A 13,836-nucleotide genomic window follows, 5' to 3' on the forward strand; every position below is an offset into this window, starting at 1 on the left:
ACGAACGTCCTCCCCAGTGAAACACGGGGCCGCGCCCCCTCCGGTACCGGCCCTCTTGAGCACCTGGTGAGTAATAGATAACCTCAGCCCATGACCCTTACGTTCGAGGTGGATCCGGCAGTCGACCCCGCCCTGCGCGACGGCGTCCTCGCCCTCTGGGCCGACGTCTCCAACGCCGGCGGCGCCGTCGGCTTCGTCCCTCCCGTGACCCCCGACGAGATCCGCCCCGCCCTGCTCAAGCACCTCGTCGCCATGGAGCGCGGCACCACCCGCCTGCTCGTCGGCCGCGACGGCGGCGGCGAGGTCGCCGCCACCGCCTTCTTCACCTTCAACACCCACCCCCTGATGACGCACTGGGTGTGGCTCTACACCGTGATGGTCCACCCCCGGCACCAGGGCCGGGGCCACGGCCGCGACCTCATGGCGGCGGTCGAGCGCACCGCCCGCACCGCCCCGGGCTTCGAGGCGATCGAGGCGGTCCGGCTGACCTGCCGGGGCGGCACCGGCGTCGACGGCTTCTACGCCAAGTCCGGCTACAAGGAGGTCGGCCGCGTCCCCGACGCGATCCGGGTCGCCCCCGGGGACGACCGCGACGACATCATCATGCTGCTTCCGCTCGCCTGACGGACCGCACCCGACCGGACCGGGCACGGGATGTCGGGTCCGGCGCCCGGCCCCCTTCCTACGGTGGGGACACGGAAAAGGAAGGACGGACCACGTGCTGGAGCGGCTGAACCGGGCACTCGACCACATCGAGGAGCACCTCCGCGGCGACCTCGACCCGGCCGAGCTGGCCCGGATCGCGACGACCTCGGAGTACCACTTCCGGCGCCTGTTCTCGGCGCTCGCGGGGATGCCGCTGTCGGAGTACGTGCGGCGCAGGCGGCTCACCGTCGCGGGCGCCGAGGTGCTCTCCGGCGAGCGGACGCTCCTGGAGGTCGCCGTGCGGTACGGCTACGGCTCCGGGGAGGCCTTCGCCCGCGCGTTCCGCGCGGTGCACGGCGTCGGCCCCGGCGAGGCCCGCCGCACCGGGGCCGCCCTGCGCTCCCAGCCGCGCATGTCCTTCCGCCTCGTCGTCGAAGGGAACAGCAGCATGCGGTACAGGATCGTGGAGAAGGACGCCTTCCGGATCATCGGGCGCGGGGCCCGGGTCCCCCTGGTCCACGAGGGGGAGAACCCGGCGATCGCCGCCCACATCAGGTCCATCGGCCGGGAGGCCCTGGACCGGCTCGCCCGCCTGTCGGACGGGGAGCCCGCGGGCGTCCTGTCGGCGGTCACCCACCTCTCGGACGGCCGCGAGGAGGGCGCCGAGCTGGACTACTGGCACGGGGCGGTGAGCGGCGCCGACGTGCCGGAGGAGTTCGACGCGCTCGACGTGGCCGCCGGGACCTGGGCCGTCTTCGAGAACGAGGGCCCCTATCCGAAGGCCCTCCAGTACCTCTGGCGGGACGTCTTCACCCAGTGGTTCCCGTCCAACCCGTACGCGAGCGGGCCGGGTCCCGAGCTGCTCTCCGTACGGCCCTCGGAGGACTGGACGACGGCGCGGGCGGAGCTGTGGATCCCGGTGGAGCGCACGGAGACATGAGCGCACGGAGACGTGAGGACACGGAGACGTGAGGACACGGGAAAGGGCCGGCGGGGAATCCCCGCCGGCCCTCTTCACGGAAGCGTTCAGACCCGCATCGGCTGCGGCGACTCCCGCCGCTCCGCGTCCGGGCCCGGGTACTCGCGGATGATCTCGTACCGCGTGTTCCGCTCGACCGGCCGGAAGCCGGCGTCCCGGATCAGTTCGAGCAGGTCCTCGCGGCCCAGCTTGTTCGGCGTGCCGTAGTTGTCGGCGTCGTGCGTGATCTTGTACTCGACGACCGAGCCGTCCATGTCGTCGGCGCCGTGCTGGAGCGCGAGCTGCGCGGTCTGGACGCCGTGCATGACCCAGAAGACCTTGACGTGCGGCACGTTGTCGAAGAGCAGCCGGGAGACCGCGAAGGTCTTCAGGGCCTCGGCTCCGGTCGCCATCGTGGTGCGCGCCTGGAGCCTGTTGCGGACCTTGCCGTCCTTCATGTCCACGAAGTCGTGCTGGTAGCGCAGCGGGATGAAGACCTGGAAGCCGTTCGTCTCGTCCTGGAGCTCGCGCAGCCGCAGCACGTGGTCGACGCGGTGCCGGGGCTCCTCGATGTGCCCGTACAGCATGGTCGCCGGGGTCTTGAGCCCCTTCTCGTGGGCGAGCCGGTGGATCCGGGACCAGTCCTCCCAGTGGGTGCGGTGGTCCACGATGTGCTGCCGGACCTCCCAGTCGAAGATCTCGGCGCCGCCGCCGGTCAGCGACTCCAGACCGGCCTCGATCAGCTCGTCGAGGATGTCGGAGGCGGAGAGCCCGGAGATCGTCTCGAAGTGGTGGATCTCGGTGGCCGTGAACGCCTTGAGGGAGACGTTCGGCAGGGCCTTCTTCAGCTCGGAGAGGGAGCGCGGGTAGTACCGCCAGGGCAGGTTGGGGTGCAGCCCGTTGACGATGTGGAGTTCGGTGAGGTTCTCGTTCTCCATCGCCTTCGCGAGGCGCACGGCCTCCTCGATGCGCATGGTGTACGCGTCCTTCTCGCCCGGCTTGCGCTGGAAGGAGCAGTAGGCGCAGGAGGCGGTGCAGACGTTGGTCATGTTCAGGTGACGGTTGACGTTGAAGTGGACCACGTCGCCGTTCTTGCGGGTCCGGACCTCGTGGGCCAGACCGCCGAGCCAGGCGAGGTCGTCGGACTCGTACAGGGCGATGCCGTCCTCACGGCTCAGCCGCTCACCGTCCCGGACCTTCTGCTCCAGCTCACGCTTGAGCCCCGCGTCCATGCGGCCGCCTCCCTTTTTCTCCGAAATCAGACGTCGCCGTTCACCGTACTCTCAGGCCCGCGCTCAGCCCTCCTCGGGCAGCTCCCCGACGCGGTTCTCCCACTTGGTGGAGAGCACGATCGTGGTGCGGGTGCGGGAGACGCCCCGGGTGCCGCTGAGGCGGCGGATCGTCTTCTCCAGGCCGTCGACGTCGTTCGCGCGCACCTTGAGCATGAAGGAGTCGTCGCCGGCGATGAACCAGCAGTCCTCGATCTCGGCGAGGTCCTTGAGCCGGCGGGCCACGTCCTCGTGGTCGGCGGCGTCGGAGAGGGAGATGCCGATGAGGGCGGTGACGCCGAGGCCGAGCGAGGCGGCGTCGACGGTGGCGCGGTAGCCGGTGATGACCCCGGCCGCCTCCAGGCGGTTGATGCGGTCGGTGACGGAGGGGCCGGAGAGCCCGACGAGCCGGCCGAGTTCGGCGTACGAGGCGCGTCCGTTCTCGCGCAGGGCCTGGATGAGCTGCCTGTCCACGGCGTCCATAGGTATGAGGCCTTCCATTGTCCAGCGATACCGCGAGTTTAGGTATAGAATCTAAGGTACACAGGGGAGACGCCCTGTGAATCTTTCAACAGATCAAAGACGATCTTTCAGGAGTGGTGTTCACCGTGTACACGATCGAGATGGCCTACGCCCGCATGCGCGAGCTGCAGGACCTGGCCAACCGCTCGCGTGCCCACCAGCCCGTCCCCGCCTCGAAGCGCGCTCCTCAGAAGCGCGCGAAGAAGCGCTAATCAGACCGGAGAGCCGCACCCAGCTCTCCCTCCCAGCGGCGGTACAACCGGTGCGGCACCTTCGCCGCGTCCAGTACCCGCCCGGCGACGAAGTCCACCAGGTCCTGGATGTGCGTCGCCCCCGCGTAGAACGCCGGAGAGGCGGGCAGCACCACGGCGCCCGCCTCGTCCAGCGCCACCATGTGCTTCAGCGTCTGCCCGTTGAGCGGGGTCTCCCGCACGGCGACCACCAGCGGCCGCCGCTCCTTCAGCGTCACGCTCGCGACCCGCTGCAGCAGGTCCTTCGAGAGCCCCAGGGCCACTCCCGCCACCGCGGCGGTCGAGGCGGGCACCACCAGCATCCCCTTCGCCGGGTACGACCCCGAGGACGGGCCCGCGCCCAGGTCCCCGGCCGGCCAGTACCGCACGTCCGCCAGGTCCACCTCGAAGGTGTCCGGCTTCCCGTCGGCGCCCCGCGCCAGCCAGGCCGCCAGGTCCTCGCGCCAGTGGGCGTCCCGGAAGGAGATCCCGGTCTCGTCGAGCAGCGTGAGCCGCGAGGCCCGGGACACGACCAGGTCGACGCTCTCCCCGGCGGCGAGCAGCCCCCTCAGGACGGCGGCGGCGTACGGCGTGCCCGACGCCCCGGAAACCCCCACGATCCAGGGGGTGCGCTTGCCGTCGTTCATGCCGTCGAGCCTATCCGTGAGGGGTCCGGGACGATCCGGGGTGGTCCGGGACGGGTCCGGGACGGGTCCGGGACGGGTCCGGGACTTCAGGGCTACGGGGCTACGGGGTGAGCCCGCGGACCAGCAGGTCGAGGAGCGCGCAGACGAACAGGCTGATCCCGATGAAGCCGTTCGTCGTGAAGAACGCGCGGTTCAGCCGGGACAGGTCGTGCGGCTTCACGATCGTGTGCTCGTAGCAGAACGCCACCACGACGACCGCCAGGCCGACCCAGAAGAAGAGCCCGGCGCCGGTGGCGAGCGCGTACCAGACGAGCAGTCCGGTCGTCACGACCGCCGAGCCGCGCGCGCCCCACAGGGCGGCCGGGATCCCGAAGCGGGCCGGGACCGACTTCACGCCGTGCGCCCGGTCCGCCTGCACGTCCTGGCAGGCGAAGATCAGGTCGAAGCCGCCGATCCACACGCCCACCGCGAGCCCCAGGATCACCGCGTCCCAGGACCACTCCCCGGTCACCGCCAGCCAGGCCCCGACGGGACCCATGGCCTGGGCGAGCCCCAGGATCGCGTGCGGGAAGTTCGTGAACCTCTTCCCGTACGGGTAGACCACCATCGGCACGACGGCGAGCGGCGCGAGCGCCAGGCAGAGGGGGTTGAGCAGGGCGGCGGCGCCGAGGAACACCACGACGGCGACCCCGGCCCCGGTCCACGCCGAGCGCACGGAGACCGCGCCGGTGACCAGCTCGCGGTTGGCGGTGCGGGGATTGCGCGCGTCGATCTCGCGGTCGATGATCCGGTTGCAGGCCATGGCGAAGGTCCGCAGCCCCACCATGCAGACGGTGACGAGCAGCAGCGCCCACCAGTGGACGTGCCGGTCGACCCGGAACATCGCGGTGAGCGCGGCGATGTACGCGAAGGGCAGCGCGAAGACCGAGTGCTCGATCATCACGAGCCGCAGGAAGGCTTTGGTGCGTCCGGGCTGGGCGCCCGGTACGGCGGCGGTGGTCACAGCCCGTACTCCTTCCAGCGCCGGTCCACCAGGGCGGCCGTCGCCGGGTCCGACTCGACCATGTCCGGCCAGCCGCCGTCCCGGGTGTAGCCCTCCTCGGGGAGTTTCTTCGTGGCGTCGATGCCCGCCTTGCCGCCCCAGAACTGCTGGTAGGAGGCGTGGTCGAGGTGGTCGACCGGCCCCTCGACGACGGTGAGGTCACGGGCGTAGTCGGTGTTCCCGAGGGCCCGCCAGGCGACCTCGTGCAGGTCGTGCACGTCGCAGTCCTTGTCGACCACGACGATCAGCTTGGTCAGCGACATCATGTGCGCGCCCCAGATGGCGTGCATGACCTTCTGCGCGTGCTTCGGGTACTTCTTGTCGATCGAGACGATCGCGCAGTTGTGGAAGCCGCCGGACTCCGGCAGGTGGTAGTCCACGATGTCCGGCACGATGATCTTGAGCAGGGGCAGGAAGAAGCGCTCCGTGGCCCGCCCGAGCGGCCCGTCCTCGGTCGGCGGCCGGCCGACCACGATCGACTGGAGCAGCGGGCGCTTCCGCATGGTGACGCAGTCGATCGTGAGGGCGGGGAAGGGCTCCTGCGGGGTGTAGAAGCCGGTGTGGTCGCCGAAGGGGCCCTCGGGGAGCATCTCGCCCGGCTCCAGCCAGCCCTCGACGACGACCTCGGCCTGCGCCGGGACCTGGAGCGGGACGGTCTTGCAGTCGACCATCTCGATCCGCTTGCCCTGCACGAAGCCGGCGAAGAGGTACTCGTCGATGTCGCCGGGCAGCGGGGCCGTCGAGGCGTACGTCACGGCCGGCGGGCAGCCGAAGGCGATGGCGACCGGGAGGCGCTCGCCGCGCTCGGCCGCGACCGCGTAGTGGTTCCGGCTGTCCTTGTGGATCTGCCAGTGCATGCCGATGGTGCGCTTGTCGTGCCGCTGGAGCCGGTAGAGGCCGAGGTTCCGCACGCCGGTCTCGGGGTGCTTGGTGTGGGTGAGCCCCAGGTTGAAGAAGGAGCCGCCGTCCTTGGGCCAGGTGAAGAGCGCGGGCAGCTTCTCCAGGTCGACGTCGTCGCCGGTGAGGACGACCTCCTGGACGGGGGCGTCGCCGGACTTCACCTTCTTCGGCGGCACGTGGACCATCGAGCCGAGCTTGCCGAAGGCCTCGCGGACCCCGACGAAGCCCTGCGGCAGCTCCGGCTTGAGGAGGCCGCCGATCTTCTCGCTGATCTCGCCGTACGACGTCAGGCCGAGCGCCTTGAGCAGCCGGCGGTCCGTCCCGAAGACGTTCATCGCGAGCGGCATGGAGGAGCCCTTGACGTTCTCGAAGAGGAGCGCCGGGCCTCCCGCCTTGTTCACGCGGTCGACGATCTCCCCGACCTCCAGGTACGGGTCGACTTCGGCCTTGATGCGCTTGAGGTCGCCTTCGCGCTCGAGGGCCCTGAGCAGCGAGCGGAGATCGTCGTGAGCCATAGGGGCAAGTATCGGTCACCGGCTACCCTTGACCTGTCACCGGGGCCGCCGAAGCGCGCCCCCGCCACCGCTTCCGGGGGGCTGTCCCACATGCTCAGGGCGCTGCTGTTCATCCTGCCGCTGGCGCTGATGATCTACGCCTTCATCGACTGCCTGAACACCCCGGAGGAAGAGGTCAAGCACCTTCCGAAGCCGGTGTGGGCCATCGTGATCCTGCTGTTCTCGATCGTCGGCGCGATCGGCTGGATCGCCGCGGGCAAGGAGCGCGGGACGGGGAGCCGGCGCGGTGCGCCCGGAGCGCGGGGCGCGGGCGGTGCGGGCGGCTGGGTGGCGCCGGACGACAACCCGGAGTTCCTGAAGTCGCTCAAGGACGACGAGGCCGGCGCGAAGGCCGACGACGACGCCCTCCTCAAGGACTGGGAGGCGGACCTGCGCCGCCGCGAGGAGGAGCTGAAGCGCCGCGAGCGCGGCGAGGAGAACGAGGGCTGACGGGCCGGGGGGACCCCCGGCCCGCGCGAGGGATCAGTCGTCGGAGCCGACGGTGTTGTCGTGTCCGGCGTTGAAGACGTCGTCCTCCGCGAACTGGAACCAGTCGCCGAAGACGAAGGTGTACGAGGGCTCCGGCTCGTAGTCGACGTACACGTCGGCGCTGGCGGCACCGGCGGAGCCGAGGACGATGGCACCGACGGCGAGGGCGGTCAGCAGGGAACGCATGGGGACCTCTCGGTAGAACGACGGGGTGCGCCGCGGAAGGGCGGGCACTCCGCAAGCTAGGGCGCGCCCCGCCCGACGTGCGCGCACCGGGCCGGTGGGGACGCCGAGGCTCAGCCGATCGGCGGCAGGGGGCGGGGGCGGACGGGTCCGGGCGGCGCCCCGGGGGACGGAATACCTCCGCGGGGACCGGAGTTGGCACCGGACACCTCACGAGACGGAGCAGCAGCCATGGCCCTGGACACCCCGCACGCCCCGGAACCCCCCGAGTCCGCGGAGCCCCCCACCTCCTCCCCCGGGATCCGGGACTTCTCGAACCGCTCGTTCCTCTTCGTCCTGGGCAGCTCCCGCGCGGACGGCAACTCGGAGATCCTGGCGCGCGAGGCGGCGGCGCACCTGCCGGCCGGCGTCCCGCAGCGCTGGGTGGACCTGAACGAGCTGTCGCTGCCGGACTTCCGGGACGGGCGGCACGAGGTCTCGGGCCCGCCGACGAACGAGACGGAGAAGATGCTCCTGGAGGCGACGGCGGCGGCGACCGACGTGGTCATCGTGTCGCCCCTGTACTGGTACAGCCTCTCGGCCCAGATCAAGCGCTACCTCGACTACTGGTCGGGCTGGCTGAACGTCCCCGGCTCGGACTTCAAGGAGCGCATGGCGGGCGGCACCCTGTGGGGCGTGACGGCCCTGGCCCACGACGAGCACGTCGTCGCCGGGGGCCTGGTCACCTCCCTGAACCATTCGGCCGCCTACCTCCGCATGCACTTCGGCGGCGTCCTGACGGGCACGGGCTCCCGCGCGGGCCGCGTCCGCGCCGACACCCGGGCCCTGATCCGCGCGAAGACCTTCTTCCAGGAGGAGGCGCCGCTGGCGCTGTTCCCGTACGAGGAGGGGGCGGAGGCGGTCGCGTAGGACGCGGCCGGTCGGGCGCCGCGCCGGGACCTACGACGCGGAAGGTCAGGCGGTCAGCGCCGCGAGTTCCGCGTCGGCGCGTGCGGTGACCAGGGCGAGGACGCGGCCGGCGGCGGCCAGGTCCTCGGCGGGGATCCCGCCCCAGATGCGGGCGCTGACGGGGGCGGTCTCCGCGCCGACGGCGGCGAGCAGGTCGCGCCCCGCGGCCGTGGGGCGGAGGTGCGCGCCGTCCGCGACGAGCAGCCGCTGGGCCAGCAGGTCGTCGAGGGTGGCGCGGACGCCGTCCGGATCGGCCTTGAGGAGGCCCCGGACCAGGGCGACGAGGCCGTCCGGCGTCTGCGGGCCCTCGGCGGTGGCGGCGGCGCGCAGGGCGACCTGCTGCTGGAACGTGACGCCGTGCCGGGCGAGGACGTGCTCCAGGACGCCGCGGGCGGCGTAGTGCGCCAGGGCGAGGGCGCGGGAGTCGGCGGTGGTGGCGGTCATGGTGTTTCCCTCCGGGTGCTCTGGTCGTTCGTCGACGGGGACGGAGCGAGGGGTACGTCGAGCAGGGCCGTCAGCTCCTCGGTGAACGCGCGGGTCCGCGGGGCGTCGAGGCCGCCGAGCGGCTCCAGCAACTGCCGGAGCAGCTCCTGGACCACCCCGATGGCCTGCCGCGTGACGGTCCGGCCCTGCTCGGTGAGGGCGAGTTGCACGGCGCGCGGGTCGCGGGGGTCGCGCGTGCGCTCGACCAGCCCGGCCGCCTCCAGGGCGCGCGCCAGCTTCGAGACGTACAGCGCCTCCAGGCCGGTTTGGTCGGCGAGCCGGCGCTGACTGGGCCGCTCGCCGGTGCGCCGCATGCCGTACAGCGAGGCGACCAGCGAGTACTGCGCGTGGGTGAGGCCCAGCGGGGCCACCGCGCGATCGACCGCGACGCGCCATTTGTTGGCGAGCCGCCACACCAGGAAACCGGGCGTGGGACCCGGGGAGACCTCGCTCATATCAATAAAGTACATGGCTACTATAGCCATGGCTACTATTTTTCGGCGGGCGCGACGGCATGGCCGCGAAGGGCGCGGCGAGCGACAACGGACTCGGCGCTTCACCAGGGGGTGCGATGCGGGCGGCAGGCCAGGCGGGCGAAGGACAGAGGTACACGCTGACCTCGGACGAGGACGACGACGACTTCTGGGGCTCCGCCCACGGGGCCGGCCTCGTCGACCTCACGGTGACCCTGTGGTGCGGGGAGGCCCTGCCCGGAGCGGAACGGGTGCGGGACCCGATCCGTACGGGGCGCCTGAACCGCACCGGCATGTGACACGGACTCGCGCACGGGGACAGGCGCGCATGGCTGTCGGTGGCGCTGTGGTCCCGGCAGTACCGGCAGTACCGGCACAGGGGAAGCCCCGACGCACCCGCGGGGGAGGGCAAGGACGGGGGCGTCAGCCGAGACGGCCCACGTGAATGACCACGGGAAGAACGGTTCGGGGACGAGGAAGACGGATGGGGCGGGGTCGCCTCGGCCCTCGACGCCGAACTCGGGCAGCGGAGTCTGCCGCCCCGCGAGGACGTGCTGGCGGAGTCGGGCTTCGCACCCGGGTCGGGGCAGGCCTTCGAGGAGAAGCTCGCCCGACGAGGGGGTCCGGTCGCCCGTCGAATGGGACGACGCGGATGCCGGCCGCTCCGGGAGGTACGGAAGTCCGGTGCTGTTCGATGGCCGGGGGTCAGAAGAGGCCGGCCGCTGTGCCCCGGGGGAGGTCGTCGAGAATCGTTCGCAGCCACGGGCTGCGAACGGCCGGCAGCCGGACCAGGGTGTGCCGGAACGTTTCCCGGTCGGCTCGGAACGAGTGGCGGGGGAGCGGCGGGGGCGGGTCTTCGCGGAGTACGTCCTCGGGCATGCGGCCCGACGCGGGAACCGGCGGGTAGGGCCGGGGAGAGACCAGCCACAGCCACACCCCCAGCGGCAGGGGCACGGGGTGGGCCGGCGCAGCCGGGCCGGCGGGGGCCCAGGTCCGGCCTGTCCGGGGGTGGACCGGTACGAGGAGGATGTCGGCGCCCGCGTCCGGGGAGGGCTGCCCCGGTCCGGCCAGAACGGCGCGCCGCGTCGGAGGACCTGCCGGCAGCAGGGCGTCAAGCGCGCGTTGGAACACGTCCGCGACCGGACCGCCCGGGACCCTGACCGGCTGCCCCTGGGAGGCGACCAGGAGATGGGCGAGCGCGTGGCCGGCCGCCGCCTCCCACTGCGGGCTCCACGACCAGTAGGGGCCCGATCCCGACCGTCCTCCCCACGTGGCGATCGGCTCGAACGGGGGCGTCTCCTCACCCCTCTCCGCCAGCTCCGTCCAGGAGAGGGGCGCGGCGTGGACTCCGTCGACGGGGACGCGGCGCACGGCGTCCGGGCTGAGCCGCACCTGCTGCCAGAGCGAGCAGTCGTCGACCCTGGTCGCCACGGGGAGGCCGCACGTCTCGCAGGCCATGTTGGGCCCGTCGGCTCCGTCGAGGCCGCAGCAGGCACCGTCGCGCTTCTCAGGAATCAGCCGGGTCCCACGGGTGTCGCCGGGCGCGATGACACTCGCCCCGGGCGTGCTGTCGGACAGGGCGTGGACCGGCGCGTAGATGCCGCGCGCTTCCGCCTCGTCCGGGGCGATCTCGTCCCACATCCGCCACGGCCCTCCCCAGGGGTCCGGGTCCACGGCGAACGTCCCCGGCTCCATGAGCACCGGAAGCCGGGCGCCGTTCCCGTACCTCTGGCGGGCGTGGACGGGCAGTGAGACCTGGGACAGGGGGGTGGTCAGCGCAGCGCCGCATCCCGCACACACGAAAACGAACAAGTGCCCTCCGCCTGGGAAACACAGGCATCGTCGCAGCTCGCCGACTGCAAGCCAACCCGTTTCCTCATCCGTCGCGGCCTCCGGCGAAGACGGGCGACTCGCACGGCGCTCGAACTCCCGGGTGCCCCGCGGCGCCTCCCGAAGACAGGACGCCCGCCTGCCCGCCGAGCGCGACCTCGCCGAGGAGTACGGGGTGGCCTACCTGACGGTCCGCCGCGCCGCCCGGGTCCTGCGCGAGCGCGGCCTGATCCTGACCGTCCACGGCAAGGGAACCTTCGTCGCCGACCCGTTGCCGGACGACCAGGGAGGGGACCCGCCCTCCGGCGCGTGACGCGGACGGCCCTCGCGGGAACGCTCCCCCCATGGACAAGGACCAGACCCGCTCATGGCTCGCCACCGCCCTCGACGAGGCCCGTGCCGGGCTCCGTGAGGGCGGGATTCCGATCGGGGCCGTTCTCTACGGGGCCGACGGCGCCCTCCTCGGGCGCGGGCACAACCGGCGCGTGCAGGACGGGGACCCCTCCGCGCACGCGGAGACCGCCGCGTTCCGGGCCGCCGGGCGGCAGCGCTCGTACCGGGGGACGACCATGGTCACCACCCTCTCGCCCTGCTGGTACTGCTCCGGCCTCGTCCGGCAGTTCGGGATCTCCCGGGTCGTCGTCGGCGAGGCCGAGACCTTCCACGGCGGGCACGAGTGGCTCGCCGCGCACGGCGTCGAGGTCGTCGTGCTCGACGACCCCGCATGCGCCGCGCTCATGAGGGAGTTCATCGCCGCGAACCCTGCCCTCTGGAGTGAGGACATCGGTGACGCGTAACGGAGAATGCCCTGGCCGGGCTTGCGTCGGTCGCGCCACGGGCAGAAAGCGCGCATGAGCGATCCCGTCGACGAGTGGGCCATGCAGGTGGCGGAAGCCGAACTCGGCAGGCCGCTTCCGCGGCGGTGGGCTCATACGCAGGGAGTGGCCGGACGTGCGGCCGCAGCAAGCCGAATTCTCGGCCAGGACGCCGGCCTGCTCGTCGCCGCTGCCGCGCTCCACGATGTCGGATACGCGCCGCGGCTGGCCGTGACGGGCTTCCACCCGCTGGACGGGGCGCGGTTCCTGCGGGACGAGCACGGCGCCGACGAACGCTTGGTGCGGCTGGTCGCGAACCACTCGTTCGCCCTCCTGGAGGCCGAGGAACGCGGGCTGAGCAACGAGCTCGCAGCCGAGTTTCCCTTACTGGAGGAGCCCCTGCTGGTGGACGCGCTCGTGTACTGCGACATGACGACCACGCCCGACGGCGGCCGGACCACCGCCGAGGAGCGTGTCGCGGAGATCCTCGGTCGCTACGGTGACGACAGCGTGGTCGGCCGTTTCATCCGCCGGGCGGCGCCGGAAATCTTCGCCACCGTGGGGCGGGTAAAAGTGTTGCTGGCGACTCAGCCGAGGTGGGGGTAGGCGCCGGCGAGGTAGTCGCCGATCTGCCGGCGCATGCTGGGATGGATGTCGTACCGGTCGAGGTCGGCCGGCCGGACGAAGCGGACGCCGTCGGCCTCGTCGTTGACCGTGGGCTCACCGCCGACAGGACGGCCGATGTAGGTGTTCTCGTACTGCTGACGGATCTCACCGTCGGTGTACGCCACGATGTGGTGCGGGTCGGTGTAGACGCCCAGAAAACCGGTGATCTCGGCGACGATCCCCGTCTCCTCCAGGCACTCGCGCACCGCGCACTCGGCCGCCGTCTCGCCGATGTCCTGGGCACCGCCCGGCAGCGCCCACTGACCGGTGTCACGGCGGCGCTGGAGCAGGATGGCACCGCCGTCGTCGACGACCAGGAGGTTGCTGGCGGGGATGAGGGTGTTGGCCTTGGGGGCATCGGGGTCGTTGTAGTACTCAATCCTGCCCATGCGCGGCGGTCCCCTCATGGTCGGGCCTCCATGGCCGTGCGCCGGCCCAGACGGCGTCGAAACTCTGAGCGTAGTTGTCGAACCAGCCGGTGGCATCGGCTCGCCGTAAGTGGAACAGCGGGTTGGCACTCGCGGGTTGGCCCCAGACGTGCGGGTTGACCATCAGGTCGTCGTCGTACCGGAAGAGGGAGTTGTAGAGCGTGGTGTCGTGCAGCCGCACCTCGCATCCGGCCTCGGACAGCAAGGGCCGGTAGTAGGTGAGCGAGGCCCGGATCTTGGCCGCGAGGGTGTCGCCGATTCCCTCCTCCCGGCCCCGGGTGGCGACGGCTCGCCCCCTCGGGTCGCCGAAGCAGAGGCGTACGCGCACCCCGGCGGCCGCGCGCTCGGCGAGCATCCTGGTGACGTGCGGATTCGTCTGCGCGAAGAAGGTCCCGGAGAAGATCAGGACGTCGACCTGCCGCTGTGCGCCCTGGAGCAGGGCGAGCCACGTCTCGCGGGGGACGCTGGCACGGTTCTGGTAAGTCCCCAGGATCTCGCTCCCTCCCGGATCGCGGCCGGGTCTGCCACCGCGCAGTGCCCGGCCGGGCCAGAGGAAGGTCTCCTCGACACGCAGGTGCCGAGCCACGCTGAAGCGGTGCCGTGGATGGGGCACGCGCCCGCCGAGCCAGCGGCCTACGGTCTTGGGGTCCACGGCGCAGGCTTCGGCGAGCGATTCGGGAGACACACCGCGCTGGGCGAGTACGGAGTGAAGTCGCTCGTTCACAGAGGTCATACAAGCCGAGCCGCGCGGGAGG

20 protein-coding genes are annotated in these 13,836 nt (G+C 71.8%); 9 read left to right on the top strand and 11 right to left on the bottom strand.

What is annotated here, in order from left to right; translation table 11 throughout:
• Positions 1 to 90 precede the first annotated feature (90 nt).
• Positions 91 to 624 carry a GNAT family N-acetyltransferase gene (locus ACIP5O_RS20185; RefSeq protein ID WP_401295092.1) on the top strand — a complete coding sequence of 178 codons (534 nt, stop codon included), beginning with the start codon at positions 91 to 93 and terminating at the stop codon, positions 622 to 624.
• A gap of 94 nt (positions 625 to 718) precedes the next feature.
• Positions 719 to 1,585, top strand: a complete 867-nt coding sequence (locus tag ACIP5O_RS20190) for a GyrI-like domain-containing protein (protein WP_401295094.1) — start codon at positions 719 to 721, stop codon at positions 1,583 to 1,585.
• 86 nt (positions 1,586 to 1,671) lie between these two features.
• On the opposite strand, the gene mqnE is transcribed toward ACIP5O_RS20190, so the two are convergent.
• Positions 1,672 to 2,835, bottom strand: coding sequence for an aminofutalosine synthase MqnE (gene mqnE / locus ACIP5O_RS20195; RefSeq protein ID WP_383156692.1), 1,164 nt, complete (start codon positions 2,833 to 2,835; stop codon positions 1,672 to 1,674).
• Between the two features lie 63 nt (positions 2,836 to 2,898).
• Positions 2,899 to 3,354 (bottom strand): Lrp/AsnC family transcriptional regulator, encoded by a 456-nt coding sequence (locus tag ACIP5O_RS20200; RefSeq protein ID WP_125666109.1) that lies wholly within the window; start codon positions 3,352 to 3,354, stop codon positions 2,899 to 2,901.
• A 113-nt stretch (positions 3,355 to 3,467) separates the two neighbouring features.
• Here ACIP5O_RS20200 and ACIP5O_RS20205 point away from each other — a divergent pair, with 113 nt between their 5' ends.
• Positions 3,468 to 3,605 (top strand): hypothetical protein, encoded by a 138-nt coding sequence (locus ACIP5O_RS20205; RefSeq protein ID WP_163013768.1) that lies wholly within the window; start codon positions 3,468 to 3,470, stop codon positions 3,603 to 3,605.
• Here the strand turns inward: ACIP5O_RS20205 and ACIP5O_RS20210 are convergent.
• From ACIP5O_RS20210 to ACIP5O_RS20220, 3 genes are all read right to left on the bottom strand, one after another.
• Positions 3,602 to 4,270 (bottom strand): UbiX family flavin prenyltransferase, encoded by a 669-nt coding sequence (locus ACIP5O_RS20210; RefSeq protein ID WP_365548484.1) that lies wholly within the window; start codon positions 4,268 to 4,270, stop codon positions 3,602 to 3,604. The two genes, ACIP5O_RS20205 and ACIP5O_RS20210, sit on opposite strands and share 4 nt — an antisense overlap.
• Positions 4,271 to 4,370: 100 nt before the next feature.
• The gene (gene mqnP, locus ACIP5O_RS20215; RefSeq protein WP_401295098.1) at positions 4,371 to 5,273 is read right to left on the bottom strand and encodes a menaquinone biosynthesis prenyltransferase MqnP; all 903 of its coding nucleotides are present in this window, start codon (positions 5,271 to 5,273) and stop codon (positions 4,371 to 4,373) included.
• Complete coding sequence (locus tag ACIP5O_RS20220) at positions 5,270 to 6,727, bottom strand: menaquinone biosynthesis decarboxylase (RefSeq protein ID WP_401295100.1); 1,458 nt, start codon at positions 6,725 to 6,727, stop codon at positions 5,270 to 5,272. The genes mqnP and ACIP5O_RS20220 overlap by 4 nt, the downstream gene beginning before the upstream one ends.
• A 90-nt stretch (positions 6,728 to 6,817) precedes the next feature.
• On the opposite strand from ACIP5O_RS20220, the gene ACIP5O_RS20225 reads away from it, so the two are divergent.
• A complete protein-coding gene (locus ACIP5O_RS20225; protein WP_356544221.1) occupies positions 6,818 to 7,216 on the top strand; it encodes a PLD nuclease N-terminal domain-containing protein in 399 nt (132 codons plus the stop codon).
• Between the two features lie 33 nt (positions 7,217 to 7,249).
• Here the strand turns inward: ACIP5O_RS20225 and ACIP5O_RS20230 are convergent, their stop codons facing one another.
• Entirely contained in the window at positions 7,250 to 7,441 is a 192-nt protein-coding gene (locus ACIP5O_RS20230; RefSeq protein ID WP_401295102.1) for a hypothetical protein, read from the bottom strand.
• A 228-nt stretch (positions 7,442 to 7,669) separates the two neighbouring features.
• Between ACIP5O_RS20230 and ACIP5O_RS20235 the strand changes: the two genes are divergently transcribed.
• Positions 7,670 to 8,347: a flavodoxin family protein gene (locus tag ACIP5O_RS20235; RefSeq protein ID WP_401295104.1), complete on the top strand. Its 678-nt coding sequence runs from the start codon at positions 7,670 to 7,672 to the stop codon at positions 8,345 to 8,347.
• 45 nt (positions 8,348 to 8,392) lie between these two features.
• Here ACIP5O_RS20235 and ACIP5O_RS20240 read toward each other — a convergent pair whose 3' ends face one another.
• Positions 8,393 to 8,830: a MarR family transcriptional regulator gene (locus ACIP5O_RS20240; RefSeq protein ID WP_401295106.1), complete on the bottom strand. Its 438-nt coding sequence runs from the start codon at positions 8,828 to 8,830 to the stop codon at positions 8,393 to 8,395.
• Positions 8,827 to 9,324, bottom strand: coding sequence for a MarR family winged helix-turn-helix transcriptional regulator (locus ACIP5O_RS20245; protein WP_401295108.1), 498 nt, complete (start codon positions 9,322 to 9,324; stop codon positions 8,827 to 8,829). The genes ACIP5O_RS20240 and ACIP5O_RS20245 overlap by 4 nt, the downstream gene beginning before the upstream one ends.
• 116 nt (positions 9,325 to 9,440) lie before the next feature.
• Between ACIP5O_RS20245 and ACIP5O_RS20250 the strand changes: the two genes are divergently transcribed.
• On the top strand, positions 9,441 to 9,641 hold the full coding sequence (locus tag ACIP5O_RS20250) for a hypothetical protein (RefSeq protein ID WP_401295110.1): 201 nt from the start codon (positions 9,441 to 9,443) through the stop codon (positions 9,639 to 9,641).
• A gap of 406 nt (positions 9,642 to 10,047) precedes the next feature.
• Here ACIP5O_RS20250 and ACIP5O_RS20255 read toward each other — a convergent pair whose 3' ends face one another.
• Positions 10,048 to 11,154, bottom strand: a complete 1,107-nt coding sequence (locus ACIP5O_RS20255; RefSeq protein WP_401295112.1) for a hypothetical protein — start codon at positions 11,152 to 11,154, stop codon at positions 10,048 to 10,050.
• Between the two features lie 121 nt (positions 11,155 to 11,275).
• Here ACIP5O_RS20255 and ACIP5O_RS20260 point away from each other — a divergent pair, with 121 nt between their 5' ends.
• Genes ACIP5O_RS20260 through ACIP5O_RS20270 form a run of 3 tightly spaced genes read left to right on the top strand, consistent with a single transcriptional unit; the run spans position 11,276 to position 12,593 of the window.
• Positions 11,276 to 11,485 (top strand): GntR family transcriptional regulator, encoded by a 210-nt coding sequence (locus ACIP5O_RS20260; RefSeq protein WP_401295114.1) that lies wholly within the window; start codon positions 11,276 to 11,278, stop codon positions 11,483 to 11,485.
• Between the two features lie 31 nt (positions 11,486 to 11,516).
• Positions 11,517 to 11,969: a nucleoside deaminase gene (locus ACIP5O_RS20265; RefSeq protein ID WP_401295116.1), complete on the top strand. Its 453-nt coding sequence runs from the start codon at positions 11,517 to 11,519 to the stop codon at positions 11,967 to 11,969.
• Between the two features lie 54 nt (positions 11,970 to 12,023).
• Positions 12,024 to 12,593, top strand: coding sequence for an HD domain-containing protein (locus tag ACIP5O_RS20270; protein WP_401295118.1), 570 nt, complete (start codon positions 12,024 to 12,026; stop codon positions 12,591 to 12,593).
• Here ACIP5O_RS20270 and ACIP5O_RS20275 read toward each other — a convergent pair.
• Positions 12,575 to 13,042, bottom strand: a complete 468-nt coding sequence (locus ACIP5O_RS20275; protein WP_401295120.1) for an NUDIX hydrolase — start codon at positions 13,040 to 13,042, stop codon at positions 12,575 to 12,577. The genes ACIP5O_RS20270 and ACIP5O_RS20275 overlap by 19 nt on opposite strands.
• Positions 13,029 to 13,805 (bottom strand): XRE family transcriptional regulator, encoded by a 777-nt coding sequence (locus ACIP5O_RS20280; protein WP_401295122.1) that lies wholly within the window; start codon positions 13,803 to 13,805, stop codon positions 13,029 to 13,031. The genes ACIP5O_RS20275 and ACIP5O_RS20280 overlap by 14 nt, the downstream gene beginning before the upstream one ends.
• Positions 13,806 to 13,836: the final 31 nt, after the last annotated feature.

Source organism: Streptomyces sp. NPDC088915 (assembly GCF_044749825.1).
Classification (GTDB): Bacteria; Actinomycetota; Actinomycetes; order Streptomycetales; family Streptomycetaceae; genus Streptomyces.